The following is a 25,953-nucleotide window of genomic DNA, read 5'->3' on the forward strand; positions in this document are numbered from 1 at the left end:
TGTTCTCCTCCATTCCCCGTTTTCCTAACTCGTTAGTTGAGGATATGGTTTCATCGACGTTAAAATAGGGCCGTGAGCGCCGGCATTTCCGAATCGGCGGCTTTTGGTTAGAAACGGGCATGAGCGATATCTTCTCCCACGCCGCATTGAGCAATCTTGCCGAGTTCTCGGTGTCCGAACTGTCGGGTTCCATCAAGCGCACGGTGGAGACGGCTTTCGAGCAGGTGCGGGTGCGCGGCGAAATTTCCGGTTATCGCGGCCCGCATTCTTCGGGTCACGCCTATTTTTCGTTGAAGGACGATCGCGCCCGTATCGACGCGGTGATCTGGAAAGGCACGTTCTCACGGCTGAAATTCCGCCCGGAAGAGGGCATGGAAGTGGTCGCCACCGGCAAGATCACCACTTTTCCCGGTTCCTCGAAATACCAGATCGTCATTGAAAGTCTCGAACCGGCGGGCGCCGGCGCGCTGATGGCGCTTCTGGAAGATCGCCGCCGTCGTCTTGCGGCGGAAGGGCTGTTCGATGCCGCACGCAAGCGTCGCCTGCCGTTCATGCCGCGCGTCATCGGTGTCGTGACGTCGCCGACAGGCGCGGTCATCCGCGATATTCTTCACCGTATTTCGGATCGTTTTCCGGTCCATGTCGTCGTCTGGCCGGTCAAGGTGCAGGGCGAAGGTTCGGGCGAGGAGGTGGCGAACGCCATTCGCGGTTTCAACGCGCTTCAGCCCGGTGGTGAAATCGCGCGGCCGGACGTGTTGATCGTTGCGCGCGGCGGCGGCAGCCTTGAAGATCTCTGGAGCTTCAACGACGAAATCGTGGTGCGCGCCGCAGCCGAAAGCGAAATCCCGCTGATTTCGGCCGTAGGACACGAGACCGATACGACATTGATCGATTATGCCGCCGACGTCCGCGCTCCGACACCGACGGGCGCTGCCGAAATGGCCGTGCCGGTGCGTGCCGAATTGGAGGCGCAGCTTTCCGGCCTCGCGGCCCGTCTGTCAGGCTCTGTCTTGCGGCAGATGGATAATCGCCGTCAGGGCCTGCGGGCGCTGGTGCGAGCGCTGCCGTCGCTCGACCAGCTTCTGGCCCTGCCGCGCCGCCGGTTTGACGAGGCTGCGGGCGGTCTTGGCCGCGGGCTGGAAATGACGACGCTGAACAAGCGCCGCGCCTTCGAACGTTCCGCTTCGGGCCTCAGGCCGGAAACGCTGCTGAACGGTCTCAAACACCAAAGGCAGAGGATTGACGAGCGCCTGCACCGGGCCGAGACGCTGGTGGAGCGCCGGCTGTTGCAGGGCAGGGGCCGCGTCGATTCCTTCGATTCTGCGCTCCGTTCTCTGCCCGCCCGCCTGCTCGGCCAGCTGGAACGGCAGAAGGAAAGGGTCGTCACCGCCGCGCGCCGGGCCGATACCGCTGTGCTGCATCGCATGGCGCAGAACCGCTCGGGCCTTGCGGCGCATGATCGCATCCTGCAATCGCTGTCTTACAAAAATGTGCTCAAGCGCGGTTATGCGGTTGTCCGCGATGAGGAAAACCGGCCGCTGACCCGTGCCGCCGCCATCGCCTCTGGCGCTGTGGTGTCGATGGAATTTGCCGACGGCCGCGTTTCCGCCATTACAACGGGCGAGGGAAGGCCATCCCCGGATGCCGCCGCCGCGCCGAAAAAGAAGCCGGCGAAACCGGCTTCTTCCGACCCGGGTAATCAGGGCAGCCTGTTTTGATCAGATCGATGCCGCATCCGAGAAATGGCGGCTGACGGTGAAGCGCTTTTCGATGTCGGGATGCAGTTCCATGCCGAGACCCGCCCCCGGCGGCACGGTGATCATGCCGTTTTTCACCTCCGGCAATGCGGTGACGAGATCGCGATACCAGGTCTTGTAAAAAGCGCGCACGCTTTCCTGCACCAGCGCGTTTGGCGCGTTGAGCGACAGATGCGTGGAGGCGCAGAGCACCACCGGTCCGGTGCAATCATGCGGCGCGACCGGCAGATGCCAGGCCTCCGCCATGGACGCGATCTTGCGTGCTTCCGAAAGCCCGCCGCACCAGCTGATATCCAGCATCACCACGCCTGCCGCACCCGTTTCCAGAAGGTCGCGGAAGGCCCAGCGGGAACCCAGCGTTTCCGATGCGGAAATCGGTGCCGGCGAAACGGCGGCATACCGCGTCAGGCTGGAAAGACTGTCCATCTTGATCGGGTCTTCATGCCAGAAGGTCTGGTAAGGGGTAAGCGCCCTGGCGATCTGCATGGCGGGCAGAAGCTGCCACATGGAGTGAAACTCCACCATGATATCCATCTTGTCGCCCACCGCCTTGCGAATCTTCTCGAAAGGCTCAAGCGCGGTTTTCAGGTCGGGCATCGAGATATATTGCCCGCGCGTCTTTTCCGCCGCCGCATCGAAGGGCCAGATCTTCATGGCGGTGATCCCGTCCTCCAGCAGCGAATGGGCAAGCTCGTCCGCCCGGTGCAGGAATCCGTTCAGATCGTCATAATCCTTGCTGTCGGAAAGGCCGTAATTGGTCGTCTGCTGGCCGGTCGCCTTCTTGATATAATCCGTACCGGCGCAGGTATTGTAGGTGCGAATTTCCCTGCGGCTGAAACCGCCGAGCAGCTGGGCGATGGGCTGGTTGGTGGCCTTGCCGAAAATATCCCACAGCGCGATATCGAAGGCGGAATTGCCGCGCACTTCCGCGCCGGATGAGCGGAAGCCGAGATAACCGACAAGGTCCTGCGCCAGGAGATCGATCTGCAACGGATCGCGGCCGATGACGCGCGGTGCGATATATTCATGCACATAGGTTTCAACCGTCTCCGCGCCGAAGAAGGTTTCGCCCAGCCCGGTAATGCCCTCATCCGTATGAACCAGAATCCAGAGCAGGTTTGCCCGTTCCGCCACGCGGACGGTCTCGAGTTTTGTAATTTTCATGAAGTCTCTCCTCCAGAGGTTGGCTTTTCCGTCTGGAACTGCGTTGAAAACTCAGGCGATGCCGGCTGCCAGAAGCGCATGCACGCTTTCATCGAAATGCCGCGCCATCAGTGTCGAGGCGATTTGCGGATCTCCCGCGGCAATGGCCTGTCCGATTGCGACGTGCAGTTCGACAGCGGTATGGCGCTGCGCGTCGGATGTCCGGCTTTTCCAGCCGATCGGCCATGTCTGGCGCGTCACATTCTGGAAGGCGCCAAGAATGAGTTCGAAAACCGGGTTCCTGGAGGCTCTGGCGATGGCAAGGTGAAACGCCAGATCATGCTCCATGACCCTGTCATTGTCGCCGAAGTCCCGCTCCATATGGTTGGCATGCTCAAGGATGGTAAGCGCTTCGGCATCCGTGCGCCTGAGCGCCGCCAGCGTTACGGTTCTGACTTCGATGGTGCGGCGCACGTCGTAGATTTGCTGGATATTGATCTGCTCGGTGTGAATGCCATGCTCGAACATCAGCGACATGGCGCCATGATCCAGCGTTGCCACGGTGGCGCGCTTGCCGGCGCTGACGTCGATCAGCCGCATCGCCGACAGGGACCGGAAGGCCTCGCGAACGACGGTGCGCGAGACGCCGAGTTGTTGCGAGAGCGACAACTCACTGGGCAGCTTCGCGCCGGGGACGAGCTCGTTTTCGCGAATATGGCGGGTGATGGCGCCGATCGTGCTGCTGACGAGGCCGGATTCATGCGGGATGGCGTTGTACATTTTTCCTCCAACCTGTAGGACAGGTTTATTGGAAATTGCTTATAGGATTTTCTGTGCCAAAACAAGTGCAGTCGTCGACGCCGTTGCACCCCCCAAGATCCGCAAGGACTATTCCTCGAAATCCCGCAAAAAGCGCTTCAGCAAGCCGTCAAGCGCTGCGCGTTCGCCTTCGCTGAGGCCGGCCACCAGACGATGCTGGTTTTCGACATGTGCGCCGACGGCCTTCTCGACAGCGGCCAGGCCGTGTTCCGTCAGCGATATCAAGACACTGCGCCGGTCCTGCGGATTGTGAATGCGCTCCACCAGCCCGGCTTTTTCCAGCTGGTCGATCCGGTTTGTCATGGTGCCGGAACTTACCATGGTCATGGCCAGAAGATCGCCGGGGGAGAGCCGGTAGGGCGCGCCTGCGCGTCGCAATGTCGCCAGCACATCGAAAGCGGAAGAGGAAAGGCCGTGTTTCAGAAGTGCTGCTTCAACCTCGCGGCCGAGATGCGTGCTGAGCCGGTTCAAGCGTCCGAGCAGCCCCATGGGGCCGACATCGAGATCGGGCCGTTCCTTGCGCCACTGCGCGAGAATATGATCGACATGGTCCAGCGGTTCGTTGCTCATCACCAAGGCATAACAAGTGATATCTTGACGTCAAGATAAAATCGACTAAGCTGAATTTATCTTGATATAGAGATTCTTGAAATGAAGAAAAATACGACCTACGCCGCCGATGTGCTGGTGACCGCGCTTGCTCCCGCCATCTGGGGAACCACCTATTTCGTCACGACGGAATTTCTGCCACAGGGCTATCCCCTTCACATCGCCATGCTGCGCGCATTGCCGGCCGGCCTGCTGATGCTTCTCGTCCGGAAGCTGCCGCAGGGCGTCTGGTGGCCGCGCAGCTTCATTCTCGGCGCGCTGAATTTCTCTTTTTTCTGGGCGATGCTTTTCGTTTCGGCCTATCGGCTGCCGGGCGGCGTGGCTGCCACGGTGGGCGCGGTGCAGCCGCTCATCGTCATTGGCCTTTCCCGGCTGTTTCTGGCTGTGCCGGTCAGGCCGCTCGCCATCGTTGCCGGGTTATTGGGCATTGCGGGCGTGGCGCTTCTGGTGTTGACACCCGGTGCGGGGCTGGACGGTATCGGGGTTGCCGCAGGCCTTGCCGGTGCCGTATCCATGGCCTTCGGCACGGTGCTGACCCGCAAATGGCGCCCGCCGGTTTCCAATCTCACCTTCACGGCCTGGCAATTGACGGCGGGCGGAATTCTCCTGCTGCCTGTCGCCTATGCCTTGGAACCAGCCCTGCCGTCGCCCACTGCGGCCAATATTTTCGGCATGGCCTATCTCGGCCTCATTGGTGCGGCGCTGACCTATCTTCTGTGGTTTCGCGGGCTTGCCCGCATCGAACCTTCCGCCGTCGCGTCGCTCGGTTTTCTAAGCCCTGTCGTGGCGACGTTGCTGGGCTGGCTGGCGCTCGGCCAAAGCCTTGCGCCAGCGCAAATCGCGGGTTTCGTCGCGGTGCTCTTCAGCATCTGGCTCAGTCAGCGCAGCCAGTTGCCGAGATAGGTAAGTCAGGCCCACTCGCCCTCGCGCATCACCGGAACCGTGGAGCCATCCGGCTTCACGCCATCAATGTCCACCTTATCGGAACCGATCATCCAGTCGATATGGATCAGGCTGGAATTGCCGCCCTGCGCCTTGATCTGGTCCTGCGACAGCGAAGCGCCATCAAGGAAACATTTCGAGTAGCATTGGCCAAGTGCGATGTGGCACGACGCGTTTTCATCGAACAGCGTGTTGTAGAACAGGATGCCGCTTGCCGAGATCGGCGAGGAATGCGGCACCAGCGCCACTTCGCCGAGACGCCGTGCGCCCTCATCTGTATCGAGAACCTTGTTCAGCACCGCTTCGCCCTTCGAAGCCTTGGCTTCGACAATGCGGCCGCCCTCGAACCTCACCTGAATATCGTCGATCAGCGTTCCCTGATGCGACAGCGGCTTGGTGCTGGAAACGTAGCCATCCACGCGCAGCGCATGCGGCGTGGTGAATACTTCCTCCGTCGGAATATTCGGGTTGCAGGTCACGCCGTTCTTGGCGACCGAGGCGCCGCCATGCCATTCATGGCCATCCGCCAGCCCGATCGTCACATCCGTGCCGGGGCCGGTGAAATGCAGCGATGCGAAGCGCTCGCCATTCAGCCATGCCGAGCGTTTGGCGAGATTGGCATTGTGTTGCGCCCAGGCGGTGACCGGATCGGCCACATCCACCCGTGATGCGGCGAAGATGGCATCGGCAAGCTTGCGAACGGCCTCGTCCTCGGGGAGGTCGGGAAAGACCTGTTTCGCCCAGGAGGGGTTCGGATAGGAGATGATGTTCCAGTTGATGTCGAAGTTGGAAATCTTCTCCAGCGCTGGCTTGTAGGCGGTGGAATTGGCCTTGTTGGCGCGCGCCACCTTGGCCGGGTCCTGCTCGGCCAGCAGCATCGGGTTGTCGCCGGCAATCGCCAGCCGTGCCGCGCCATTGGCATAGGCCTTCGCCATGCCTTCATAAAGCCAGCCGGAAGCCCGGTCGAAATTCGCGTCGCTGGCGTGGCGGTAGCGCGAAAGCGTGGTTTCTTCGTCGGAATAGAAGGTGGTGACCAGCCCACTGCCCGCCATATAGGCGTGTTTGGTCAAAAGCCGAACCAGCGGCAACGCCGCCAGCGGCGCGGTGATCACCAGATCCTGATCCTTCTGCAATTGCAGGCCGACCTTGACGGCAACTTCGGCCAGTTTTTCGAGTTTGACGGGATCGATAGGGGAAGCGGTCATGATCTGCCTTCGTCTATTTCAACAGGAGGCGCCGACCATAGCCCATTCCTTTCGAAAGCCAAATGCTTTCAGAAACGGTCGTCGAGCTTTCAGTCGGCGACCAGGGGCGCGACAATCGCCTTCAGCGCCGCCTGGGCGTCGCGGGGTGAAAGCCTCACCTGCAGGCCGCGCTGTCCGCCATTCATGTAGACATGGTCATGCGCCAAGGCTCCGGCCTCGATGGCCGTCGGCACCTGCTTCTTCTGTCCGAAAGGGCTGATGCCGCCGACATGATAACCGGTTGCCCGCTCCGCATCGGCAGGTTTCATCATGCTGGCGGATTTGCCCCCGAAGGCGGCGGCAAGCTTCTTCATGCTGACTTCACGGTCGGACGGCACGACGACGCAGACCGGTTTGCCGTCCAGTTCCGCCATCAGCGTCTTCAGCACCAGATGCGGCGGTTCGCCGATCGCCTCGGCCGCCTGCAGGCCGATGCGGTCGGCATTCGGATCGTAGTCGTAGGTAACGGTGGTGAAGGCAACGCCGGCCTTGGTCAGCATCTGGGTGGCGCGGGTCGTTTTGGACATGGCGGCTTGGGTCAGGCAAAAAGTGTCTGGTAGGTTTCCGGCTTGAAACCGACGGTTATCTTGCCCTTGGCGTCCAGCACCGGGCGCTTGATCATCGAGGGCTGTTCCAGCATCAATCCGATGGCCTTGTCACGGGTAAGATCGGCCTTCCGAGCATCGTCGAGTTTCTTGAAGGTCGTGCCGGCTCGGTTGAGGACCGTTTCCCAGCCCACGGCATCGCACCACGTCTCCAGATGGGCACGGTCGATGCCGGCCGTCTTGTAGTCATGGAAAGAATAATCGACGCCATGGGTTTCCAGCCAGCTTCTGGCCTTCTTCATCGTGTCGCAGTTCTTGATGCCGTAAATGGTAATGGTCATGCTGCCAGCCTCTTTGTCTTCAAGCTCTCCGGCATAACAAAATATCCGCCTTATTCAACCCGCCCGGCGAAGCGCCTCGCATCGTTTCAAGAGGCGTGCCGCCTGAGCCATGCAAAATCGCATGGGCTGATATCCAAACGAGCGCGAGCAAAGCTGCATGGCTTCCCTGCTACATCATGAGTTGTAGAACGGGCCGGAAATGCCCATTATCTGGGCATCAAAGATGGAGAGAAAAATGCGTCAGGTTGCAAAGACATCGCGTAACTTCTTCGGTGAAACTTTCGCCGTTCTCGGTGCAGCGCTCTCGGTTTCGGCCGCTGTTCGCGCACATCGCAAGCCCGCCCGCGCCGATCTCGAAGCTCTCGGTATCGATGGCAAGGCTTTCGACAAGGTACAGCTCTAAGCTGCTATCGTTTGCAGCGAGGCGGGATCGCCTCGCCTGTGCCCGGAATTGAAACCAGCATCGGTTTTCTACGGGCGCGGTGGATGTACGGGTGACCCGAAAAGCGTCCCGTGTTCACGCAGAAAAGTTGCCGCATCGCTCTTAATCGGCGGATGCGGAGTAATTTCGGCATGGAATGCCATGCCATCAAGGGCGCACCTCATTGCGCTGCTGCCCTTTGTTTCGGCCGGTTCGACGGACCGATCACTTTTTCCGGCAGATAGAGCTGACTCTCGGGCTGCTCGTAGCGGTCAGCTTTTGCGGAGAGCGCGAAGCGCCCCAGGGATTCGTGCCGTGTCTCGCCATGATGGCTGAAGATGAGTTCGAAACTGCCGGCCAGCCAGCTATAGGGTTTTCCTGTCGGCATCGGTTCGATTTTCCCGCAGCCGTAAATCATGGTGAGATGTGGCGTCAGGGACGATGCCGCGATGTAGGGAAGGTTCGCCCGCCAGAGCGTCCGCTGCAATATCTTCGACAAGGCGTTGATCTCTGGCATGCCGCGGCTGCTTCGCAGCACCAGACTGTTACGGTTACCGAAAAGCGATGTTCCATCGAAAGTGACCGGAACGGGCCGCGCCTTGATTTCCCCAAGTGCTGCCTTAAGCCTGCCTGTCAAGCCATGTGGCACCGTTTCAAAACATCCGATACACAGCAGGGTTATATGCAGAAGCTCAGGCGGATAGGCCGCACGCCTTGTCCGTCCTTGTGCGTGGTGTGACGCATCGGCAAAGATTCTCTCCGCAAGCGCCGCTGGCGGTTTCAGCACGACCAGGACCTTGCTGCTGAAGCGTCCACTGGACCGGCGCATCTTGTGCGGCCCCAGCCCCTCAAGGCAAAGCTGCTTTAAAGCTGCTTCATCCGTCAACTCTAAACCCACGACGATGCTCCACGGCCTTTGCCAAGGCCGCGATATTATCATCACAAGTGAAAATTAAAAGAACAAAAGATGAACGAACATATGTGTCGATCAGCAGGTAGCTGGTTTTTTTCCGATGGCGGAACAAGAGGAGGTGGACCTGCGAAACCGTATGAAGTTTGGTAAAGCGTCTATAGAGATGATCCCATTGGATGCGATAACAGTCTGCCCGTTGAGTGTCAGACATCTCTCCAGCCCTTCGCCCGACGCGGCTGTTTGTGGTGAATAACGGCAGCCATGAGCGCAAGCGGGTCAGCGCCCGACAGTCAACCGTCGAACTTGACCAAGTCGTTGAAGATGAGTTGACCCCAGCTGTTGCCCCGCGCTTGTATAAGTAGCCCGCCTTCCGAAAGCCCGCCGAGCTTGATGGGTGCGAAACCCAGCTTATCCGCAAGGACACCAATCTCCGTCGCGGCGGTGTCGTCGTCGCTTGCGAGGAACACGACCCTCCTGCCACCATGACCGGCCGGATCTTGTGCAAGGGTGGCAGCGATCAGATGGTTGAAGCCCTTGACCAGTCTTGCGCCAGTGAATGCTTGCGCGACGAACCTGGAAGAAGGCTGTCCGCCCAGTTCCTCGGGCGGCACGCCATAGGCATTGGTCACATCAATGACGGTCTTCCCCAACCAGCTGGGGAGCGCCTTCGCGACTTCCGGATGCACCTCGAAGCGGACAGCCAAAAAGATGACGTCTGCCTTGATGGCGTCCGCAAGGGTCTTGGCTGTAACGGTGGGGCCGATCGCGGCCGCAGCGGACGCAATGTTTTCCGGATCGCGCCCCGTTGCGACGGATACTTCGATGCCGCTCCGGGCAAAGGCTTTGGCCAGGGCCTGACCGATATTGCCGAAGCCGATGATTGCGTAATGCATGTGTTCTCCTTGTGTTTAACCTTGCGCCACGGAGTTCCAAATACTCGAATGACGAAGCGCAAGGGCGCCGGGCGTCAGAGTTGCGCCAGACCGCCGTCAACGGCGACTTCGCTGGCTGTCATGAAGCTGCTGTCCGGCGATGCGAGAAAGGCAGCCGCCGCTCCGATCTCCGCCGGATCGGCCATGCGTTGGAGCGGGGTCATCGCGCCATAGGCCTTCTGGCCCTCCTCGCCCAGCGCCGCCTTGGCGAGTTCGGTCGCCGTTGCGCCGGGCGACAGCACGTTTACCCGGATGCCGGTGCCCTTCAGGTCCTCCGCCCAGGTTCGCGCAAGATTGCGCACCGCAGCCTTGCTCGCGCTATAGGCCGTGAAGGCGGGCGCGCCGGTGGTGCCGGCGCTCGATCCGGTCAGGATGATCGAACCGCCCGTGCCCATCAGCGGCAGCGCTTTCTGAACCGTGAAGATCGTGCCTTTCACATTGGTGTCGAAGGTTTCGTCAATATGTGCGGCGGTGATCTGGCCGAGCGGAAGCGGGCTTCCCGCCCCCGCATTGGCGAAGACGATATCGAGGGTTCCACGTTCAGCCTTAACGGCTGTATAGAGCCTGTCGAGGTCGGCCTCGTCGAAGACCGAGCCCTTTACCGCCCGGGAATTGGGGCCGAGTATTGTCACAGCGGCGTCGAGCGCCTCCTGCCGCCGACCGAAGATGAAGACGAACGCGCCTTCCTCTATGAAACGCCTTGCGGCGGCAAGCCCGATGCCGGTCGCACCCCCGGTAATGACCGCGGTCTTTCCATTCAGTCTGGTCATGATGTGTATCCCTCGTTTCGCTTGCATTGAAGCTAAGATGATGGTTACCTGACCTCAAGTATGCACCTTTTGGTAAGTATGGAAAAAAATGCCGAAACCGTCTGACGATTGCGAAACTTCACCCAACTGCGGCATGGGCTATTCCCATGGTCTCGCCGTCACGCTTCGCATCATCGCGGGCAAGTGGAAGCCGCTGATCCTGTATTTTCTGCTCGACGGCCCGAAGCGCTATGGCGAACTCAAGCGCACCATCGAGGGTGTCAGCGACAAGGTGCTGATCCAGCAATTGAAGGAACTGGAGGCCGACCGCGTGCTGACGCGGACGGATTACAAGGAGGTCCCGCCCCGTGTGGATTACGCTCTGACCGACCTTGGCCGCAGCCTGGCAGCCGCGATCGTCCCGTTATGCACCTGGGGAACCCGCAACAGGGCTGAAATGGAAGGTATTTTTGCCGACCGTGACGGTTTGGACGACGTGGTGGGCGGATAGCGGCGAGCAACTCCGTATTCAGCAGCGATCGATGTTCAGAGCAAAGTCCCAGGTGCCAGCACCGTTCTTGGCCAAGCCGATCATCATCAGGCCGGCCGCCTCCAGCGTCTGGGCCATCTGCAAACCTCCGACGTGGAAGGGACGAAGCCCGAGACTTTCCAGAAAGATGGAGACGCGTGCTTTTGCGTCCGCATCATCGGCTGCGATGAATGCGTCGAGGCATCCGCCCTTGGCGAGCACGTGGCCGAAGATCGTGTTGAACGCCTTCACGAGATGTGCGCCGGCGGGGAGGCTTTGAGCAATCTCCTGCGCGCCGGAACTGCCAAAGGGCGTGACAAGGCCGGAAAGATCGGGGGCGATCGGGTTCGTAATGTCGACGACGACCTTGCCGTCGAGCGCCTCCCCGAAGTCGGCCACGACCGCCGCCGCACCGGAATACGGCACAGCGAGGATTACGATGTCGCCCGTCGGCACGGCACCGTAGGTTCCTGTGGTCGCGCGTGAGCCGAGCTTTTCTGTCAGCGCCAGCGCCTTTGCGGAGTCGCGGTTTACCACCTCGATCGTGTGTCCGGCCTTGGCAATGCGGCCCGAGATTGCGGTCGCCATTGTCCCGGCGCCAATCATGCTGATAGTGCTCATGCCGGTCGCCTCTGTTTTCAAGCGCATTCATGCGCTATGCCTTGTGGATCGCTGATCCGAATGCCTTAAATGGATCGGTGATCCAAATATACGGATCGGCGATCCATTTATCAAGGGAAGCCATGCGCGCCGACGCCAGAAAAAATTACAGCCATATCCTCGGGGTTGCGCGTGAGGCGGTCAGCGAACATGGCGCCGACATATCTATGCGTGATATCGCGCGCCGATCCGAAGTAGGGCTGGCCACGCTGTTGCGTCATTTCCCGACAAGAGAAGCCCTCTTCGAAGCGTTGCTGTGTACGAAGCTGGACGCGCTGACGCACAAGGCGGGCGAGCTTGAAAGGTCGAATGCACCTGGCGAAGCGCTCGTAATATGGTGTCGTGAGTGGCTGGTATTCGCCCAAAGCTATCGGGGCGTTGTTGCGATGATGGCGGCCGCTCATACAAATCCGGACTCCGCGCTTTATGCGTCATGTGCAGCGGTGCATTCAGCGACCGCGCGCCTGCTGGTAAGAGCCCAGGCCGGAGGTGCGGCGCGCGCAGATATGAATGGGGACGACCTTTTCGCTTTGATGACGGCGCTCGGCTGGGCGGTTGATCAACCCTCGTTCGCGCCGCGGGCCGATCATCTCGTTCGTCTTGTTACAAGCACCATCCTGACAAATAAGTCTGGAGGCTGAAATGCCTTGTGCAAGCTGCAGTGTTACCCAATCGGGACCGGAAAACCGACACGATTTTCAGTGGGTTTTCCGTATCGCGACTTATTTTTGGATATTGATCGAGAGTGTAAAGATCACTCCCACTCGATCGTGCCTGGCGGCTTGCTGGTCACGTCGTAGACGACACGGTTGATGCCGCGCACCTCGTTGATGATGCGGGTTGCCGCGCGGCCGAGGAAATTCATGTCGTAGGGATAGAAATCCGCCGTCATGCCATCCACGGACGTCACCGCGCGTAGCGCGCAGACGAAATCATAGGTGCGGTAGTCGCCCATCACGCCCACGGTCTGCACCGGCAGAAGCACGGCGAAGGCCTGCCAGATGGTGTCATAGAGACCGGCCTTGCGGATTTCGTCGAGATAGATCGCATCCGCCTTGCGCAGGATATCGAGCTTCTCCCGGGTGATCGCACCGGGGCAGCGGATCGCCAGACCCGGACCGGGGAAGGGATGGCGGCCGATGAAGCTGTCCGGCAGGCCGAGTTCGCGGCCAAGGGTGCGCACTTCATCCTTGAAGAGCTCGCGCAGCGGCTCGACGAGCTGCATGTTCATGCGCTCGGGAAGACCGCCGACATTGTGGTGGCTCTTGATGGTGACGGAAGGGCCGCCGGAGAAGGAAACGCTTTCGATGACGTCCGGGTAAAGCGTGCCCTGCGCCAGGAAATTCGGCGCACCCTTGCCATCGGCGGCGATCTTGGCCGCTTCGGCTTCGAAAACCTCGATGAACAGGCGGCCGATGGTCTTGCGTTTCACTTCCGGATCGGAAACGCCCGACAATTCCCCAAGGAACAGGTCGGCGGCGTCAACATGAACAAGCGGAATATTGTAGTGGTCGCGGAACATGCCGACCACCTGCTCGCTTTCGCCAAGCCGCATCAGGCCATGGTCGACGTAAACGCAGGTCAGCTGGTCGCCGATCGCTTCATGGATAAGGATGGCCGCAACCGAGGAATCGACGCCGCCGGAAAGCGCGCAGAGCACGCGGCCGGTACCGACCTGCTCGCGGATCTTGCGGATCATCTCGGCACGATAGGCCGCCATCGTCCAGTCGGATTTCAGCCCGACGATCTTGTGAACGAAGTTGGACAGCAGCTTGCCGCCGTCCGGCGTGTGCACCACTTCCGGGTGGAACATGGTGGTGTAATAGTGACGCGTCTCATCGGCTGCGATGGCGAACGGTGCGTTTTCGGACGTTGCGATAACCTCGAAACCTTCCGGCAGTTTCGTCACGCGGTCGCCATGGCTCATCCAGACCGGATAGCTTTTGCCCTGTTCCCAGAAGCCGTCAAACAGCGGGCTCGCCTTCTTGATGTCGATATCGGCACGGCCGAATTCCGCCGCATGGCCGCCCTCGACGACGCCGCCCAATTGCGTGCAGAGTGTCTGCTGACCATAGCAGATGCCGAGGATCGGAACCTTGCTGTCGAACACCGCCTGCGGCGCGCGCGGGCTGCCTTCCGCCGTTACGGATGCGGGGCCGCCGGAGAAGATCACGCCCTTGGGCTGAAGCTTCTCAAACGCCTCTGCGGCATTCTGGAATGGATGGATTTCGCAATAGACCCCGGCTTCGCGGATGCGGCGCGCAATAAGCTGCGTCACCTGGCTGCCGAAATCGATGATGAGAATGCTGTCGGGATGGGCTATCTGGGTCATGGCGAGCCTTTAAAGAAAACCGGGGCTTTAGGCAACCCGGAAGCGGGCGTCAAACAGCGGAAATTTGCGAAAACCGCAAGGTTTCAAAGGGCGATCACGCCCTCTTCAATGGCGCGGCAGAGCCGGTCGACGGCATCTGCCAGCTTTTCATCGATGATGTGCAGATACTCCGTCCAGTCGTCCACATGGTTCACATCGGCCTTGCCGTCGGAAATACCGCGCAGGCCGATGAGGGGCACGCCGAAGCGCTGGCAGGCCCTCAAAACGGCATAGGTTTCCATTTCCACCATATCGGCGTCAATCGAGCCATAGGCTGCACCGGAAACCACATTGCCGCCGGTGGAAAGCCGCGCCTCGGAAACATCGGGTATCCGGAAGGGCAGGGCCACCTCGGCCGGCAGGTCGAGAAACGGCGTGCGCCCCTTGTCAAAACCGAAAGCCGAGGCATCCATGTCGCGATAGGACACTGAAATCGCCTGATAGATGCCGGTCTGTTCCAGCGTACGGGAACCGGCCGAACCGAGACAAACCACGAGGTCCGGCAGATGGTCCGCCGTATCGAGACCGGCAAGAACGGCCGTGACCGCAATCGCCGCTTCAACCGGCCCAACGCCGGTCATCAGCGGCGTAATGCGTGCCTGCAGGTGGGGACCATATTCGGCGGAAGCAGCCATGACGAAAAGAACGGATTTATCCGCAACATGCAAAAGCCGGTAGCTCATCCGGTAATATCCTCGCGCCCCTTCACCACCATCATCGTTCCCGTCATGGAGGCGATCAGCTTTGCCGGTCCGTCGGTCAGCGCATAGGCACGGCCATCGGCGACGATCAGGTTGTTGCCGGGCTTGATGATTTCGCCACGAAACAGGAACCGCTCACCGCGGCCCGGCGACATGAGATTGACCTTGAACTCGATGGTCAGCAGCGAGGCTTCCGGCTCGATGATCGTATAGGCGGCGTAAGTGCAGGCGGTGTCGAGACCGGCGGCGATGACGCCGGCATGCAATATGCCGTGCTGCTGGGTCAGCTTTTCATGGAAGGGCAGTTCGATTTCCACCAGCCGGTGTTCGATACGGCTTATTTCGGCATTGATGGCCTGCACCACGCCCTGTCGTGCAAAGCTTCTTTCTATCCGCTGACGAAAATCGCCGGGATCCGTGATCTCCATGGCCTACCTGCCTGCTTTAAATCCAATCCCAAACTGACATGGCGCGTGGCGGCGGGCAAGGCAAGGGCGGTGCGGCGAAAAGGCTTAATTCAGCATGCCGATACTTGCATTGAGGACCGTGGCAAAGGCGACCCACAGGGCATAGGGCACAAAAAGCCACATGGATATGCGGTCGCGGCGATAGGTCAATGCTATGAAAGCAAGAATGCAGACCAGCATCGGTAGGATGATGACCAGTGCGCCTGCCGGGCTTTGCATGCCGAAAAAGATCGGCGACCACAGGAAATTCAGCACCATCTGTGTGAACCAGAGCCGCATGCGCGTTCCCATGCGTTTTCTGATCCATGTGCGTGCGCCGGCGATGCCGATCAGCACATAGAGCGTTGTCCAGACCGGCCCGAAGATCCAGTTGGGTGGATTGAAGAACGGTTTCTGCAGCGATTGATACCATTCGCCCGGCACATTGTTGACGCCGATCAGCGCCCCGATGGCAACAACGACAACCACAAAAACAACGTACACGGTCAGGTTTTTCATGACCCATCCAATGCGCCTGCCGGGCTTTTGTTCCCGTGCCTTTTCAGTATTTTAGCTGGATACGCGCACGATATGCTGGTCCCATGCCACGTCGCTGCGCAGCGTCTCGAAAAATCCGTCATAGGATGAAACCGCAATGCCCTTGGCGGCAGGGGCGACGCCCGCTGCTTCCCGCACGCTCATCTCTGAAACCACCCGCCCGGTTTTCGCACTGAGCGTCACGGCGGCATTGCCATTGGGCGATGTCAGGCCCACCAGCCCCTCGCGACGGTTGACGGCGATGGCCCCGACATAATTGGCAAGGCGCACCGTCGTTTCCTCCGGCAGATCGACGAAAGCCACATCCTCGCCTTCGGCGAAATGGCCGACCAGCGGCGGCAGATCGTTGCGTGGCCCCTCATATTGGCAGGCGAACCAGATGCGGCCGTCATCGCCAAGGTCGACATGACGGGTGGAAAGCTGCCGCAGCCGGTCCGGCATCGCGTGTTTCTGGATCAACTGACCCGTTGCGGCATCCAGCAGCACGAGGGATGGTTGCATGTTGTCGATATTGAGTTTTGTGCGGCCAAAATCCGGGTGGGTTTCGATGCCGCCATTGGCGATCACGATCAGCCGCCCGTCATCGCTCACCGTCATGTCATGGGTGCCGACGCCATATGCGTCATATTCGCCGATGCGGGTAAATCCGTTTCGGGCGTCGTAGAGCCCGACAACGCCGCGATTGCCGTCGAAGTCATTTTCGCTGGCATAAAGCACGGCGCCATCGGGGGAGAATTGGCCGTGACCGTAAAAATGGCGGTTCGCCGGCGTATGCATCACGATTGGTTCGCGGTGCCGCGCGGGATCGAAGGCCATGAAGAAGGTGCCGGGCCGGCGCGCAAAGGCCACTGTCATGCCCGTCACGTGGCTTGTCGCCATTCCATGGGCGCGGGCGGGAAGCGCAACACGGTCGATGATCTCGCCGCGCTCGCTTACTGTCGCAATGCCGTAGGAGCCGTCACGGGCGCGGAAGGCGGAGGCGAAGACCGCGTCTGCCTGTTCAAGCGCGTAAAGTGAATGGGGAGCCAGAGCGGCAAGGAAGGGAACGCCAGCCGCCTTGATGAAGCTGCGCCGATCTATCAGCATCCGTTTGGTGCCGGACGTCATCGGTTTAGTCCCCATCGGCGAAGGAAAAACCGGAACTGAGGCCGATGGCGCCGCCATACTGGTCGTTAAGGCGATAGATCAGGTCTTTGCCGTTGAGCAGCAGGTAATCGACCTTGGCGCGCTGATCATCCTTGTCCAGCGCCTTCTCGACGTCCGTATCGATCGTGCCGGCAATGCGGATCATCGATTTGGCGATGAAGTCGATGGAATTGACGATGGAGCGCTGGTCGGGCGGCACGAGTTTGACCATATCGGCTGTATGCAACAGGGTCTGAACGGCCTTGATATTGGCAGAGATGCTCTTCCAGGTCAGGCCGGAGCGCCAGTAAATGGCAGTGCGGGGAAATCTCGCTTTGTCCGGCCCCTTGTAGAAGGTCTCGATCCGCTGGTCGCGGATCGCCTCGGAACCGTGCACGAGAATGCCGAGCAGGGCAACCAGCGCCTCGCGCTCGTCGCGAAAGACGGGATTGTCCGCTCCGGGCTGGGTCCAGTTTTTCTGAGCGCCATCGGGCGCGTTCCAGCTGTCGGAAAGCTCTACCGCCACATTGGCGATATTGCCGGCGATGGCCGCGCCGAAGCGGCAGCGGAAATCGCCCTTTTTATCAAGCAGCTCGTCCGCGCCCGTGCCGTAAAGCACAAATTCCAGTGCGCCAAGGCCTTGTGCGGCGACGCTCTTGCCCCTCAGGCCATCGGCACTGGTCACGCTCTCGTCTTTTTCCGAGAGGTAACGTTGTACCTGTTTCAGACCGAGACCCTTCTTGTCGGGATAATAAAGCACACGTTCGAAGCGGTTCTGTTCGATGACAGGGCCGACCCGCACGATCTCGATGGTGGACCAGTTCAGCACCGTGTCGGCAAAGGCCGCTTTGGCCGCCTCATTCGTCGTTTTGGAGGGTGCGGCGCAGAAAGCCTTCATGCTGTCTTCCAGCCTGTCTGCCGATTGCCGGAAGTGGTCATAGCCGGGGCGGATGAAGCCGTTGACCGCCTTTTCCATCACGCCCCGCACCTGTACGGGATCGAGCGGCGGCGGCGGCATCAGTTCCACATCCTGCGCCATTGCGGGCGGCGTGGTCAAAAGCAGCAGCACGGAAAAGAGGCCGGAGATTTTTCGCATGGCATGTCTCATCAAAGGGACTCCAGAAAGGCCAGCAAAGCCTGCCGGTCGGATTTTTGCAAGGCGGCAAAGACGTCGCGCGCTTTTTGTCCTTCACCGCCGTGCCACAATATCGCTTCCGTCAGGCTGCGCGCGCGCCCGTCATGCAGGTAAAAGCCGTTGCCGTTCACCCTCTGCGTCAGGCCGATGCCCCAGAGCGGCTGGGTGCGCCACTGTCTGCCGTTTGCTTCGCCCACCTGCTGGCCATCGGCAAGCTCCTCTCCCATGTCATGCAAGAGAAAATCCGAATAGGGCCAGATCAGCTGGAAAGAGTGCATCGGGTCGCCGGCATCGCGGCGCGTGACGAATTTCGGCGTATGGCAGGCGGTGCAGCCGGATGTGTAAAAAAGCTGCTTGCCCTTGAGAACGGCCGGGTCGCCGGCATTGCGTCGCTGTGGCACGGCGAGGTTTTCGGTGTAGAAGGTCACGAGATCGAGAACCGGGTCCGGGGCTTCGACCGGTCCCAGCCGCGGCTGCACGCCTGTCGGCATGGCCAGACAGTCCTTCTGGGCATCGGTGCAATCGCCATAGGCGTTCGGTGCGTCCGGTGTGGAGATGCCGATATCGTGGGAGAAGGCGCTGGCGCTCTGGTCGCGAACACTTGCATTCTGGGCTTTCCAGCCAAACCGTCCGAGTTTTATCTCGCCGGTGCGATGGTCCCTCACCCATGCCGGACGCCCGGCAATACCGTCGCCATCTTTGTCATCGGGGTCGGCTTTGGCCAGAATGTCGGCCTCGCTGATCGCTTCGATCAGGCCAAGCCCGAGAGTGGGCATGGCGATCCGCGCCGAAAGCGTCGTATCGGCTTCAAGCGGGCCATATCTCAGGTCCGCCACGGTATAGGCGGGCTTGCGCAGCATCACCACCTCTCCGTCCGAAAGGCGCACCGCCATTTCGGTGTAGGTAATGACCGGTCTGCCCTCGGCTGCGAGACCGGGAATGGCAAGGTTCTGTAGCTGCCGGCCATAGGTCTCGTCGGGAAAATTCAGTACCTCATGGCGCGCGATTGCGGCACGTTCCGCCTCGTCGCGAGCCGGCCGCGCCAGCCGCAGAAACAGGGAGACGGCATCTTCTCCGGCAAGAGGCGGGCGGCCCCTGCCGTCTTTCACGTGGCAGGTCTGGCAGGAGCGGGCATTATAAAGCGGCCCCAGCCCGTCCGAGGCCTGGGTGGAGGAAGGAGAGGAGACCCAGAGCTTCTGGAACAACGCGTTGCCGAGCTTGAAATCCTGCTGCCGTTCAACGGGCATCGTGGCGGAAGGATGGGAAAATGCGCCATTGTCGGGTTTGTCGGTGCTGGTCGTTCCGCCGCCGGACATGGCCTCGAAGGGCTCCGGCTTCGTGAAATCCGTGGTCGGCGCGGTCACGGCGCGAACGCGGCTTCTGTCCTTCTCCGTCAGATCATCGCGAAGCGGTGCGGCAAGCGCTGCCGATGCCAGAAGACAGGCTGCCCCGGCGAAGAAGAATGGCTTGCGGATCGGCGGCAGTGACAATTGCATGGCAGTCAGGCGCGCATGGTAAACGGGCCGCAGTGAAGTTGCGGCCCGTCTTGCCGTTTATTTGAAGACGGCGTTCGGATTGTCGAGGCTGTCGGAACCCTCGAGATCGATCTTGCCAAGATCGAGTGCGGCGATGATGCGTTCAACGGTCTTCGTCTGGTCGATGAGACCGTCGATGGCGGCCTGAACCACGGCGTTGCCTTCCTTGTTGCCTTCGCCGATCATCTGGTCATAGGCCTCGACTGTCTGGGCGCGCTTTTCCATCACGTGCATGGCGTCGAGCGTCTTGTTCAGCTTCGCCGTCATTTCATCGTTCAGTGCCTTGTCCTTGGCGCCGACCAGTTCCGACAGCGAGGCGCCGGTCATCTTCGTGCCGTCCACGCGGGTATATTCGCCGGTATAGGCGGAAGCGATGCCGATGGCGTCGTTGAGATGGGAATTATAGGTATTGTCGGAGAAGCAATCATGCTCCTCTTCCGGATCGTGCAGCAGAAGGCCGAGCTTCATGCGCTCACCCGCGAGCTCACCATAAGAGAGCGAGCCCATGCCGGTGAGAATGGCGGTGAGGCCCGCCTTCGGATCGGCTTCCACCGTCTTCGTGGCTTCACCTTCCGGCGCCCAGGCATCCACCATCTCCTGCAGATCCTTGATCAGCAAAGTGGATGCGGATTTCAGGTAATCGGCGCGGCGGTCGCAATTGCCGTTGGTGCATTTCGCCTTGTCGTAATCGGTATAGGGGCGGTTGCCGGCGCCGGGTCCGGTGCCGTTCAGATCCTGGCCCCAGAGCAGGAATTCGATTGCGTGGTAACCGGTGGTCACATTGGCTTCGACATCGCCCGCCTCGTGCAGGCTCTCGATCAGCTCAGGAGTGATCTTGGAGGCATCGACCTCTTCACCGCTGATCTTGATCTTCGGATTGGCGATGATGTTTGCGACATAAAGTTCATTCTCGTCGCTTTCCGTGCCATAGGAAGCGTCGACATAGTCGATAAGTCCCTCATCCAGCGGCCAGGCGTTCACCTTGCCTTCCCACTCATCGACAATCGGATTGCCGAAACGGTAGACTTCCGATTGCTGATAGGGAACACGCGCCTTGATCCAGGCTTCGCGGGCGGCCTTCAGGGTTTCTTCGCTCGGGGTTGCGATCAAAGCGTCGATCGCCTTGTCCAACGTCTTCGCCGTGGTCAGCGAATCCTCGTATTTCGCGTGCGCGACATCGGCATAATGCTTGACGACAGCGGCAGCGTCAGTGGCGGCCTGGGCGGGAAGCGCGGTGAAGGCCGCCGATGCGGCAAGAAACGCGAAAGACGCGCCGAGAATGGTTTTGCGGATCATGATCCCTCTCCTTGGGCAGACATGAAAAGACTTCACGCTGCGGCCAGCGAGTTCTGACCCAATCACAAACTTGTGTCAAACATTCTAGTTTAGAATGCTTTGAAACAAGCCAATGGGGTATTTCCCAAGTAAAATCACTGCGTGCAAATCGGCTTTTACGCTTTGCGTTTCATCAAGCAGAAGAAGAAACCGTCGGTATCTGTGGTTGCAGGCGTCAACGTCACTGTCTTTCCGTCCGATGAGTGCGGCTTGTTCGCATTTGCGCCGAAAATCGTCTGCCAGCGTTCCAGGGCGGAACCGATGGAAAATTCGGAATTTTCCTCGCAGAAACGCCTGACCTGCCGTTCGTTTTCTTCCGGCAGAACGGAACAGGTGACATAAAGCAGCTCGCCGCCCGGGCGCACGAAACCCTTGGCCTGCGAAAGCGCTTCGCCCTGCTGCTGCACGCGCTCTTCCAGATTGCGTGCCGTCAGCCGCCATTTGGTGTCGGGGCGGCGGCGCCATGTTCCGGTGCCGGTGCAGGGCGCGTCGACCAGAACGCGGTCGAATTTTTCCTGAAACGGCGTAAGGCCCGCTGCACGGTCATGAACCTGCACGTTGCGCGTACCGGCCCGCTTCAGCCGCTCGATGATCGGCGCAAGCCGCTTGCGGTCGGCATCGAAGGCGTGAACCTGACCCTTGTTGTTCATGCTGGCCGCCATGGCCAGCGTCTTGCCGCCGCCACCGGCGCAATAATCGAGAATCTGTTCGCCCTCATGCGCGCCGGCAAGATCGGCGACGATCTGCGAACCCTCGTCCTGTACCTCGAACCAGCCTTTCTGGAAGGAGAGTTCGGCGGTCACATTCGGCAGGCGGGAAGCGCCTTCGCCGGCGGGAATACGCACGCCCTGGCGGGCGATCCGGGTGGCTTCCGCGCCGCTGTCCTCAAGTGCCTTCAAAACCTTGTCACGGCTTGCCTTCAGCGTGTTGGCGCGCAGGTCCAGCGTCGGCCGCTCGTTCAGCGCCTGTGCCTCGGCGAGCCAACGCTCTCCGAACGCCGCTTCGAAGGAAGCTTGCACCCATTCGGGAATATCGCCCTGAATATGGGCCGGTGCATCACCGAGGGAACGGGAGAGAAAGGCCCGCTGCCTGTCCGCATCGGGTGCGGCGGGGGCGAACCTGTCGCCATCGAATTCCGCCGCCAGCTCCGAAAAGCCTTTGCCCCATTGTCGCAACAGTACGGCATAACCAAGCGAGGCGGCGCTGTCGTCATCCATCATCCAGGCGTGCGACAGTTTCATACGCAGGGCGTCGTAGACGATGTTGCCGATTGCCGCCCTGTCACCGGATCCGGCAAAACGATGGGCAAGGCCCCAATCCTTCAGAGCATCGGCGACAGGACGCCTGCGCCCCTCGATATCCGCCAATACTTCGATTGCTCCGGCCAAACGCCCGCCCAAACGCATTGTCTACCTCATTTTGCTGATAAGCCCGGTAGGTAGACGCGAATGGCGGCGAGGGCAAGGCTCAATCGGCCTTGACGACCTCGTAGCAGACCTTGGCGGTGCCGGAATTGATCATACCGATATTCTTGGCGGCTGCCTTCGAAAGATCGAGAACGCGGCCCTTGATGAACGGCCCGCGGTCATTGATGCGCACCACAACGGCCTTGCCGTTGCGCGCATTGGTCACCTTGACCTTGGTGCCGAACCGCAAGGAGCGGTGAGCCGCGGTCAGGTTGGCGGCGTTCATGCGCTCGCCCGAAGCAGTCTTGGAGGTCAACGCATACCACGATGCGCCTCCGCAACCATTTGCCGCATTCGCCTGAAGAGGCGCGATGATGGAACAGGCGGCGATGGTTGCAGCGGTGAAAGTTATACGACGGATATTCAACAAACTGTACTTCCCTGAAAATCGGCCCCGCGCCGATTGATTGTGCCCTTGCTAAACGACCATGAACTGGCCTGAACGCCTTTTGATGCGAGATTGTAGGGCGAGGGAAAAATGGCGAAAAAAAGCTGATCTCAAATCACGAACTGTTACAGCTTGTAATATTTGTGATCTTTAGCCGGAAAGGCGTCGCTCTGGCAGGAACGTCAGAAAATGGAAAAAATAACGCAGAATCAATGAGCAATCGAAATGCTGTTGCAGGTCACGGCTTCGTGAATTCACTTCACGAAATGTGAGTGAAATATTTTTCTAATTGCTATGATTTTAGCGAATTTTGTTTGGTTAATAAAATCCTAATTGGCTGAAATAAGACGAAAACCATCCGCGAAAGCGGCTTTGGAAGGATTTTTCATCGCTTTTGGCGACGCGGTTTTCAGCCGCGCCAAAGGCCGTTTTCCCATAGTTGCCGAAGGGAGTTTTTATACTCCGGAAAACCGAAATCGAAGCCGAGGCGGCGTATCCTGGCATTGGAAACGCGCTTGTTTTCGCCATAGAAGGAACGCGCCATCGGCGTCAGATCGGCGGTCTCGAACGCCTGTTCGGGCGGAGGTTCCACACCCATCAGCGTCGCGGCGAAGCTCACTACGTCCTGCGGCGGGCAGGGTTCGTCATCGGTCACGTTGAAGATGCCGCGTTCATTTTTCCGCATGAGAAAGGCAAGCGCCGCACCGATATCCTCGACCCGGATGCGATTGAACACCTGGTCCTTCTTCACCAGCCGTCGCGCCGTTCCCTTTTCGAAATTCATGAAAGCATTGCGTCCGGGGCCATAAATTCCGGATAGTCGCAATATGGAAAGCGGTACGTCCGCCTTTTGGGTCGCGGCTGCCCAGGCGGTTTCCGCCGCCACCCGCTCCACGGATCGCGCGGAAACCGGGCGGCAGGGCGTCGTTTCATCCACCCAGGCGCCGTCATGGTCGCCATAAACGCCGACGGTGGAAAGATAGGCCATCCATGTGAGATTGGGCAGCAGCCTTTTCAGATCCTCGCCCGCAAGCGCAAGCAGCGGATCACCTTCCTTGCCCGGTGCGATGGATTGCACGATATGCGTCACATGACCCATTGCGGCAAGGAGATCTTCATTGAGATGGACGCCATCGAAAAGGAACGGTGTCATGCCCGCGGCGGTGAGGCTCTCGAACTTGTCTTCACTGCGCGTGGTGCCGGAGATAGCCACAGTTTCGGTTTTCAACGCGTTTGAAATCGCCTTGCCGGAATATCCCGCGCCGAAAATCATCACCTGCATGCGTCACGCCTCTGCCAGTTGCCATTCCATTTCCGCCTCCGGATCGGGCTCCGGGGCACGACCGGCAGAGTATGTACGGAATTCCTCCCTGTCCATAAGCCGTGACAAGGCCCATGCGGCCATGCCGCGCACCTCCGGTGAAGGATCGGTTTCGGCGAGCGCCTTGCATCGTTCCACGAATTGCCGGTCTGCGGAGTTGCCCGCCGCGATCAGTACATTGCGGATGAAACGATTGCGGCCGATGCGCTTGACGGGCGAGCCGCTGAAAAAACTGCGAAAGGTGGTATCGTCCAGCGTCAGCAGGAAGGCGATGGCGGGTTCCTTCAGATCCTCGCGCGCCTGTAACTTCATCTCTGAGGCGCTGGCCGCGAATTTGTTCCACGGGCAGGCGGCAAGGCAATCGTCGCAGCCATAGATACGATTGCCGATCATCGGCCGGAATTCGTGCGGGATCGGCCCTTTGTGCTCAATGGTAAGATAGGAGATACAGCGGCGCGCATCCAGCTGATAGGGCGCGGGGAAGGCCGCTGTCGGACAGGCATCGAGGCAGGCGCGGCAGGAGCCGCAATGATCCTTCTCTGCCTCGTCAAGACAGAGGTCGGCGGTGGTGAACATGCTGCCGAGAAACAGCCAGGACCCATGCGTTCGGCTGACGAGATTGGTGTGCTTGCCCTGCCATCCAAGCCCAGCGGCGGCGGCGAGAGGCTTTTCCATCACCGGCGCCGTGTCGACGAAGACTTTCACATCCTCGCCGGCGCGGGCGGCAAAACGCGTGGCGATTTCCTTCAGCCGCCCCTTGATGATGTCGTGATAATCGCGATTGCGGGCATAGACCGAAATGGCGGCCTTGTCCGGTTTGGAAAGCAGATCGCGTGGGTCTTCCTCCGGGCCGTAATTGAGACCGAACATGACGATGGAGCGCACGTCGCCCCACAGCGTTTTCGGCTCTGCCCGGCGGGCTTCCGTTTCCTCCATCCACGCCATCGTGCCGTGGTAACCCCTGTCGAGAAACAGCCTCAGCCGTTCCGGTGCCAGAGGAATGCTGTCGGGCGTGGTGATGCGACAGAGATCGAAGCCAAGCGAAAGCGCCTCCCGACGAACGAAATCCGTCAGCTTGCGCGCGCGTATCCGCTGCTTGTCGCTGGCAACGTCGATGGTTGTGTCTCCTGCCGGTTATTCTGCGACATATATAGGCTGAGCCGCAGTCTGCGGCAAATAACCGGCAGATGGAGATTTAAAAATCCAGGTCGGCGTAGTGGGAGGAGGGGGCGAGGCGCGGAATGCGTTCGCTCAGGAAAGGGCGGAAGGAGGGGCGGGACTTGACCCGCTGATACCATTCCTTGGCAATCGGCGCTTCGAGCCAGTTGATCTCGCCGAGATAATCCAGAACCGAGACGGCGGCGGCGGCGGCAAGATCGGCATAGCTCAGCCGGTCTCCGGCCAGCCATGTGCGCGACCCCGCCAGCCATTCCAGATATTTGATGTGCTGGCGGATATTGTTGCGGGCGGTGCGCAGCAGCTTGGAATCCGGCGGCCCGCCGCCCTGCGCGGTCGTCATCTGCAATTTATAAACCCGCTCGCGCACCAGCGGCCGGGTCACGTCATTTTCCATCTTCTGCAGAAACCATTCCGTCAGGCGGCGGATTTCGGCCCGTTGAAACGGGTCTTCCGCCAGAAGCCGCCGATCGCGCTTCAAAACCCCATGCGTTTCGTCAAGAAACTCGGCAAGCACGTAAGGCCCGCTCAGCGAGCGCATATTGTCGTCGACATAGACCGGCAGGGTGCCGGCTGGATTGAGCGCCAGAAACTCCCGTCGTCTTTCCCACGGCTGCTCTTCCACGAGATCGGTCTGGAAACCGTATTCCGCAAGGATCAGACGAACGAACCGGGATGCGGTCGACATCGGAGAATGGTAGAGAGTGGGCATGGGTACTCAATTTTTACGATTGGTTGTCATGATCGGCATTTGCCGGAAAACTTTTTCAGTTTCGCTTCATCAAGACGCTA

General features: G+C 60.1%; 28 protein-coding genes. 5 read left to right on the forward strand and 23 right to left on the reverse strand.

Annotated elements, in window-relative coordinates; translation table 11 throughout:
- Nucleotides 1-119: 119 nt before the first annotated feature.
- Nucleotides 120-1,718, forward strand: a complete 1,599-nt coding sequence (gene xseA, locus ACI2KA_RS03435; RefSeq protein WP_404499236.1) for an exodeoxyribonuclease VII large subunit — start codon at nucleotides 120-122, stop codon at nucleotides 1,716-1,718.
- Here the strand turns inward: xseA and ACI2KA_RS03440 are convergent, their stop codons facing one another.
- From ACI2KA_RS03440 to ACI2KA_RS03450, 3 genes are all read right to left on the reverse strand, one after another.
- The gene (locus ACI2KA_RS03440; protein WP_404499238.1) at nucleotides 1,719-2,921 is read right to left on the reverse strand and encodes a mandelate racemase/muconate lactonizing enzyme family protein; all 1,203 of its coding nucleotides are present in this window, start codon (nucleotides 2,919-2,921) and stop codon (nucleotides 1,719-1,721) included. It abuts the gene before it with no gap.
- 51 nt (nucleotides 2,922-2,972) lie between these two features.
- Nucleotides 2,973-3,680: a FadR/GntR family transcriptional regulator gene (locus tag ACI2KA_RS03445; protein ID WP_404499240.1), complete on the reverse strand. Its 708-nt coding sequence runs from the start codon at nucleotides 3,678-3,680 to the stop codon at nucleotides 2,973-2,975.
- 108 nt (nucleotides 3,681-3,788) lie between these two features.
- Nucleotides 3,789-4,289 carry a MarR family winged helix-turn-helix transcriptional regulator gene (locus tag ACI2KA_RS03450; RefSeq protein ID WP_404499242.1) on the reverse strand — a complete coding sequence of 167 codons (501 nt, stop codon included), beginning with the start codon at nucleotides 4,287-4,289 and terminating at the stop codon, nucleotides 3,789-3,791.
- A gap of 81 nt (nucleotides 4,290-4,370) precedes the next feature.
- Between ACI2KA_RS03450 and ACI2KA_RS03455 the strand changes: the two genes are divergently transcribed.
- Nucleotides 4,371-5,231: an EamA family transporter gene (locus tag ACI2KA_RS03455; protein WP_404499244.1), complete on the forward strand. Its 861-nt coding sequence runs from the start codon at nucleotides 4,371-4,373 to the stop codon at nucleotides 5,229-5,231.
- Nucleotides 5,232-5,236: 5 nt separating this feature from the next.
- Here the strand turns inward: ACI2KA_RS03455 and ACI2KA_RS03460 are convergent, their stop codons facing one another.
- The 3 genes from ACI2KA_RS03460 to ACI2KA_RS03470 all read right to left on the reverse strand — a co-directional run bounded on the left by ACI2KA_RS03460 (nucleotide 5,237) and on the right by ACI2KA_RS03470 (nucleotide 7,400).
- Nucleotides 5,237-6,475 (reverse strand): aminopeptidase, encoded by a 1,239-nt coding sequence (locus tag ACI2KA_RS03460; protein ID WP_404499246.1) that lies wholly within the window; start codon nucleotides 6,473-6,475, stop codon nucleotides 5,237-5,239.
- 89 nt (nucleotides 6,476-6,564) lie between these two features.
- Nucleotides 6,565-7,041 carry a Cys-tRNA(Pro) deacylase gene (gene ybaK / locus ACI2KA_RS03465; RefSeq protein ID WP_404499248.1) on the reverse strand — a complete coding sequence of 159 codons (477 nt, stop codon included), beginning with the start codon at nucleotides 7,039-7,041 and terminating at the stop codon, nucleotides 6,565-6,567.
- An 11-nt stretch (nucleotides 7,042-7,052) separates the two neighbouring features.
- Entirely contained in the window at nucleotides 7,053-7,400 is a 348-nt protein-coding gene (locus ACI2KA_RS03470) for an ArsC family reductase (protein WP_404499249.1), read from the reverse strand.
- Nucleotides 7,401-7,635: 235 nt separating this feature from the next.
- Between ACI2KA_RS03470 and ACI2KA_RS03475 the strand changes: the two genes are divergently transcribed.
- On the forward strand, nucleotides 7,636-7,803 hold the full coding sequence (locus ACI2KA_RS03475) for a hypothetical protein (RefSeq protein ID WP_003503889.1): 168 nt from the start codon (nucleotides 7,636-7,638) through the stop codon (nucleotides 7,801-7,803).
- 199 nt (nucleotides 7,804-8,002) lie between these two features.
- Here ACI2KA_RS03475 and ACI2KA_RS03480 read toward each other — a convergent pair whose 3' ends face one another.
- The 3 genes from ACI2KA_RS03480 to ACI2KA_RS03490 all read right to left on the reverse strand — a co-directional run bounded on the left by ACI2KA_RS03480 (nucleotide 8,003) and on the right by ACI2KA_RS03490 (nucleotide 10,436).
- A complete protein-coding gene (locus ACI2KA_RS03480) occupies nucleotides 8,003-8,719 on the reverse strand; it encodes a 2'-5' RNA ligase family protein (protein WP_404499251.1) in 717 nt (238 codons plus the stop codon).
- 305 nt (nucleotides 8,720-9,024) lie between these two features.
- On the reverse strand, nucleotides 9,025-9,627 hold the full coding sequence (locus ACI2KA_RS03485) for an NADPH-dependent F420 reductase (protein ID WP_404499253.1): 603 nt from the start codon (nucleotides 9,625-9,627) through the stop codon (nucleotides 9,025-9,027).
- A gap of 74 nt (nucleotides 9,628-9,701) precedes the next feature.
- Nucleotides 9,702-10,436: an SDR family NAD(P)-dependent oxidoreductase gene (locus tag ACI2KA_RS03490; RefSeq protein ID WP_404499255.1), complete on the reverse strand. Its 735-nt coding sequence runs from the start codon at nucleotides 10,434-10,436 to the stop codon at nucleotides 9,702-9,704.
- A gap of 88 nt (nucleotides 10,437-10,524) precedes the next feature.
- Here ACI2KA_RS03490 and ACI2KA_RS03495 point away from each other — a divergent pair, with 88 nt between their 5' ends.
- A complete protein-coding gene (locus ACI2KA_RS03495; protein WP_404499257.1) occupies nucleotides 10,525-10,926 on the forward strand; it encodes a winged helix-turn-helix transcriptional regulator in 402 nt (133 codons plus the stop codon).
- An 18-nt stretch (nucleotides 10,927-10,944) separates the two neighbouring features.
- Here ACI2KA_RS03495 and ACI2KA_RS03500 read toward each other — a convergent pair whose 3' ends face one another.
- A complete protein-coding gene (locus ACI2KA_RS03500) occupies nucleotides 10,945-11,565 on the reverse strand; it encodes an NADPH-dependent F420 reductase (RefSeq protein ID WP_404499259.1) in 621 nt (206 codons plus the stop codon).
- A 29-nt stretch (nucleotides 11,566-11,594) separates the two neighbouring features.
- Here ACI2KA_RS03500 and ACI2KA_RS03505 point away from each other — a divergent pair, with 29 nt between their 5' ends.
- The gene (locus ACI2KA_RS03505; RefSeq protein WP_404499261.1) at nucleotides 11,595-12,245 is read left to right on the forward strand and encodes a TetR/AcrR family transcriptional regulator; all 651 of its coding nucleotides are present in this window, start codon (nucleotides 11,595-11,597) and stop codon (nucleotides 12,243-12,245) included.
- A gap of 113 nt (nucleotides 12,246-12,358) precedes the next feature.
- Here the strand turns inward: ACI2KA_RS03505 and guaA are convergent, their stop codons facing one another.
- The 13 genes from guaA to ACI2KA_RS03570 form a co-directional block, all read right to left on the reverse strand.
- Nucleotides 12,359-13,936, reverse strand: coding sequence for a glutamine-hydrolyzing GMP synthase (gene guaA, locus ACI2KA_RS03510; RefSeq protein WP_404499263.1), 1,578 nt, complete (start codon nucleotides 13,934-13,936; stop codon nucleotides 12,359-12,361).
- 83 nt (nucleotides 13,937-14,019) lie between these two features.
- Nucleotides 14,020-14,658: a 5'-methylthioadenosine/S-adenosylhomocysteine nucleosidase gene (locus ACI2KA_RS03515; protein WP_404499265.1), complete on the reverse strand. Its 639-nt coding sequence runs from the start codon at nucleotides 14,656-14,658 to the stop codon at nucleotides 14,020-14,022.
- Nucleotides 14,655-15,104 carry a PaaI family thioesterase gene (locus tag ACI2KA_RS03520; protein WP_404499267.1) on the reverse strand — a complete coding sequence of 150 codons (450 nt, stop codon included), beginning with the start codon at nucleotides 15,102-15,104 and terminating at the stop codon, nucleotides 14,655-14,657. The genes ACI2KA_RS03515 and ACI2KA_RS03520 overlap by 4 nt, the downstream gene beginning before the upstream one ends.
- A gap of 84 nt (nucleotides 15,105-15,188) precedes the next feature.
- Nucleotides 15,189-15,641: a TspO/MBR family protein gene (locus ACI2KA_RS03525; protein WP_404499269.1), complete on the reverse strand. Its 453-nt coding sequence runs from the start codon at nucleotides 15,639-15,641 to the stop codon at nucleotides 15,189-15,191.
- Nucleotides 15,642-15,692: 51 nt separating this feature from the next.
- Complete coding sequence (locus ACI2KA_RS03530) at nucleotides 15,693-16,787, reverse strand: DUF1513 domain-containing protein (protein ID WP_404499271.1); 1,095 nt, start codon at nucleotides 16,785-16,787, stop codon at nucleotides 15,693-15,695.
- A 4-nt stretch (nucleotides 16,788-16,791) separates the two neighbouring features.
- On the reverse strand, nucleotides 16,792-17,913 hold the full coding sequence (locus ACI2KA_RS03535; protein ID WP_404499273.1) for an imelysin family protein: 1,122 nt from the start codon (nucleotides 17,911-17,913) through the stop codon (nucleotides 16,792-16,794).
- The gene (locus tag ACI2KA_RS03540; protein ID WP_404499275.1) at nucleotides 17,913-19,436 is read right to left on the reverse strand and encodes a di-heme oxidoredictase family protein; all 1,524 of its coding nucleotides are present in this window, start codon (nucleotides 19,434-19,436) and stop codon (nucleotides 17,913-17,915) included. Before ACI2KA_RS03540 ends, ACI2KA_RS03535 begins: the two co-directional genes overlap by 1 nt.
- Nucleotides 19,437-19,493: 57 nt before the next feature.
- Nucleotides 19,494-20,771 carry an imelysin family protein gene (locus ACI2KA_RS03545; protein ID WP_404499277.1) on the reverse strand — a complete coding sequence of 426 codons (1,278 nt, stop codon included), beginning with the start codon at nucleotides 20,769-20,771 and terminating at the stop codon, nucleotides 19,494-19,496.
- A gap of 155 nt (nucleotides 20,772-20,926) precedes the next feature.
- Nucleotides 20,927-22,216 carry an RsmB/NOP family class I SAM-dependent RNA methyltransferase gene (locus ACI2KA_RS03550; RefSeq protein ID WP_404499279.1) on the reverse strand — a complete coding sequence of 430 codons (1,290 nt, stop codon included), beginning with the start codon at nucleotides 22,214-22,216 and terminating at the stop codon, nucleotides 20,927-20,929.
- Nucleotides 22,217-22,277: 61 nt separating this feature from the next.
- Nucleotides 22,278-22,646, reverse strand: coding sequence for a septal ring lytic transglycosylase RlpA family protein (locus tag ACI2KA_RS03555; RefSeq protein ID WP_059759243.1), 369 nt, complete (start codon nucleotides 22,644-22,646; stop codon nucleotides 22,278-22,280).
- 427 nt (nucleotides 22,647-23,073) lie between these two features.
- On the reverse strand, nucleotides 23,074-23,946 hold the full coding sequence (locus ACI2KA_RS03560; RefSeq protein WP_404499282.1) for an SDR family oxidoreductase: 873 nt from the start codon (nucleotides 23,944-23,946) through the stop codon (nucleotides 23,074-23,076).
- Nucleotides 23,947-23,949: 3 nt separating this feature from the next.
- The gene (queG, locus tag ACI2KA_RS03565) at nucleotides 23,950-25,101 is read right to left on the reverse strand and encodes a tRNA epoxyqueuosine(34) reductase QueG (protein WP_404499725.1); all 1,152 of its coding nucleotides are present in this window, start codon (nucleotides 25,099-25,101) and stop codon (nucleotides 23,950-23,952) included.
- Nucleotides 25,102-25,180: 79 nt separating this feature from the next.
- Entirely contained in the window at nucleotides 25,181-25,873 is a 693-nt protein-coding gene (locus ACI2KA_RS03570) for a glutathione S-transferase family protein (RefSeq protein WP_404499283.1), read from the reverse strand.
- Nucleotides 25,874-25,953 lie beyond the last annotated feature (80 nt).

Origin of the sequence: Agrobacterium sp. NPDC089420 (genome assembly GCF_044900305.1) — a bacterium.
Lineage (GTDB): Bacteria > Pseudomonadota > Alphaproteobacteria > Rhizobiales > Rhizobiaceae > Agrobacterium.

What these genes read in the sequence shown, in the direction of transcription:
- ACI2KA_RS03490 (WP_404499255.1), bottom strand. Translation starts at nt 10,436, where the DNA reads ATGACCAGACTGAATGGAAAGACCGCGGTCATTACCGGGGGTGCGACC.
- ACI2KA_RS03470 (WP_404499249.1), bottom strand. Translation starts at nt 7,400, where the DNA reads ATGACCATTACCATTTACGGCATCAAGAACTGCGACACGATGAAGAAG.
- ACI2KA_RS03560 (WP_404499282.1), bottom strand. Translation starts at nt 23,946, where the DNA reads ATGCAGGTGATGATTTTCGGCGCGGGATATTCCGGCAAGGCGATTTCA.
- ybaK (WP_404499248.1), bottom strand. Translation starts at nt 7,041, where the DNA reads ATGTCCAAAACGACCCGCGCCACCCAGATGCTGACCAAGGCCGGCGTT.
- xseA (WP_404499236.1), top strand. Translation starts at nt 120, where the DNA reads ATGAGCGATATCTTCTCCCACGCCGCATTGAGCAATCTTGCCGAGTTC.
- ACI2KA_RS03515 (WP_404499265.1), bottom strand. Translation starts at nt 14,658, where the DNA reads ATGAGCTACCGGCTTTTGCATGTTGCGGATAAATCCGTTCTTTTCGTC.
- guaA (WP_404499263.1), bottom strand. Translation starts at nt 13,936, where the DNA reads ATGACCCAGATAGCCCATCCCGACAGCATTCTCATCATCGATTTCGGC.
- ACI2KA_RS03530 (WP_404499271.1), bottom strand. Translation starts at nt 16,787, where the DNA reads ATGACGTCCGGCACCAAACGGATGCTGATAGATCGGCGCAGCTTCATC.
- ACI2KA_RS03450 (WP_404499242.1), bottom strand. Translation starts at nt 4,289, where the DNA reads ATGAGCAACGAACCGCTGGACCATGTCGATCATATTCTCGCGCAGTGG.
- ACI2KA_RS03440 (WP_404499238.1), bottom strand. Translation starts at nt 2,921, where the DNA reads ATGAAAATTACAAAACTCGAGACCGTCCGCGTGGCGGAACGGGCAAAC.
- ACI2KA_RS03500 (WP_404499259.1), bottom strand. Translation starts at nt 11,565, where the DNA reads ATGAGCACTATCAGCATGATTGGCGCCGGGACAATGGCGACCGCAATC.
- ACI2KA_RS03445 (WP_404499240.1), bottom strand. Translation starts at nt 3,680, where the DNA reads ATGTACAACGCCATCCCGCATGAATCCGGCCTCGTCAGCAGCACGATC.
- ACI2KA_RS03505 (WP_404499261.1), top strand. Translation starts at nt 11,595, where the DNA reads ATGCGCTATGCCTTGTGGATCGCTGATCCGAATGCCTTAAATGGATCG.
- ACI2KA_RS03475 (WP_003503889.1), top strand. Translation starts at nt 7,636, where the DNA reads ATGCGTCAGGTTGCAAAGACATCGCGTAACTTCTTCGGTGAAACTTTC.
- ACI2KA_RS03485 (WP_404499253.1), bottom strand. Translation starts at nt 9,627, where the DNA reads ATGCATTACGCAATCATCGGCTTCGGCAATATCGGTCAGGCCCTGGCC.
- ACI2KA_RS03460 (WP_404499246.1), bottom strand. Translation starts at nt 6,475, where the DNA reads ATGACCGCTTCCCCTATCGATCCCGTCAAACTCGAAAAACTGGCCGAA.
- ACI2KA_RS03535 (WP_404499273.1), bottom strand. Translation starts at nt 17,913, where the DNA reads ATGAGACATGCCATGCGAAAAATCTCCGGCCTCTTTTCCGTGCTGCTG.
- ACI2KA_RS03545 (WP_404499277.1), bottom strand. Translation starts at nt 20,771, where the DNA reads ATGATCCGCAAAACCATTCTCGGCGCGTCTTTCGCGTTTCTTGCCGCA.
- ACI2KA_RS03495 (WP_404499257.1), top strand. Translation starts at nt 10,525, where the DNA reads ATGCCGAAACCGTCTGACGATTGCGAAACTTCACCCAACTGCGGCATG.
- ACI2KA_RS03525 (WP_404499269.1), bottom strand. Translation starts at nt 15,641, where the DNA reads ATGAAAAACCTGACCGTGTACGTTGTTTTTGTGGTTGTCGTTGTTGCC.
- ACI2KA_RS03550 (WP_404499279.1), bottom strand. Translation starts at nt 22,216, where the DNA reads ATGCGTTTGGGCGGGCGTTTGGCCGGAGCAATCGAAGTATTGGCGGAT.
- ACI2KA_RS03520 (WP_404499267.1), bottom strand. Translation starts at nt 15,104, where the DNA reads ATGGAGATCACGGATCCCGGCGATTTTCGTCAGCGGATAGAAAGAAGC.
- ACI2KA_RS03570 (WP_404499283.1), bottom strand. Translation starts at nt 25,873, where the DNA reads ATGCCCACTCTCTACCATTCTCCGATGTCGACCGCATCCCGGTTCGTT.
- ACI2KA_RS03540 (WP_404499275.1), bottom strand. Translation starts at nt 19,436, where the DNA reads ATGCAATTGTCACTGCCGCCGATCCGCAAGCCATTCTTCTTCGCCGGG.
- ACI2KA_RS03455 (WP_404499244.1), top strand. Translation starts at nt 4,371, where the DNA reads ATGAAGAAAAATACGACCTACGCCGCCGATGTGCTGGTGACCGCGCTT.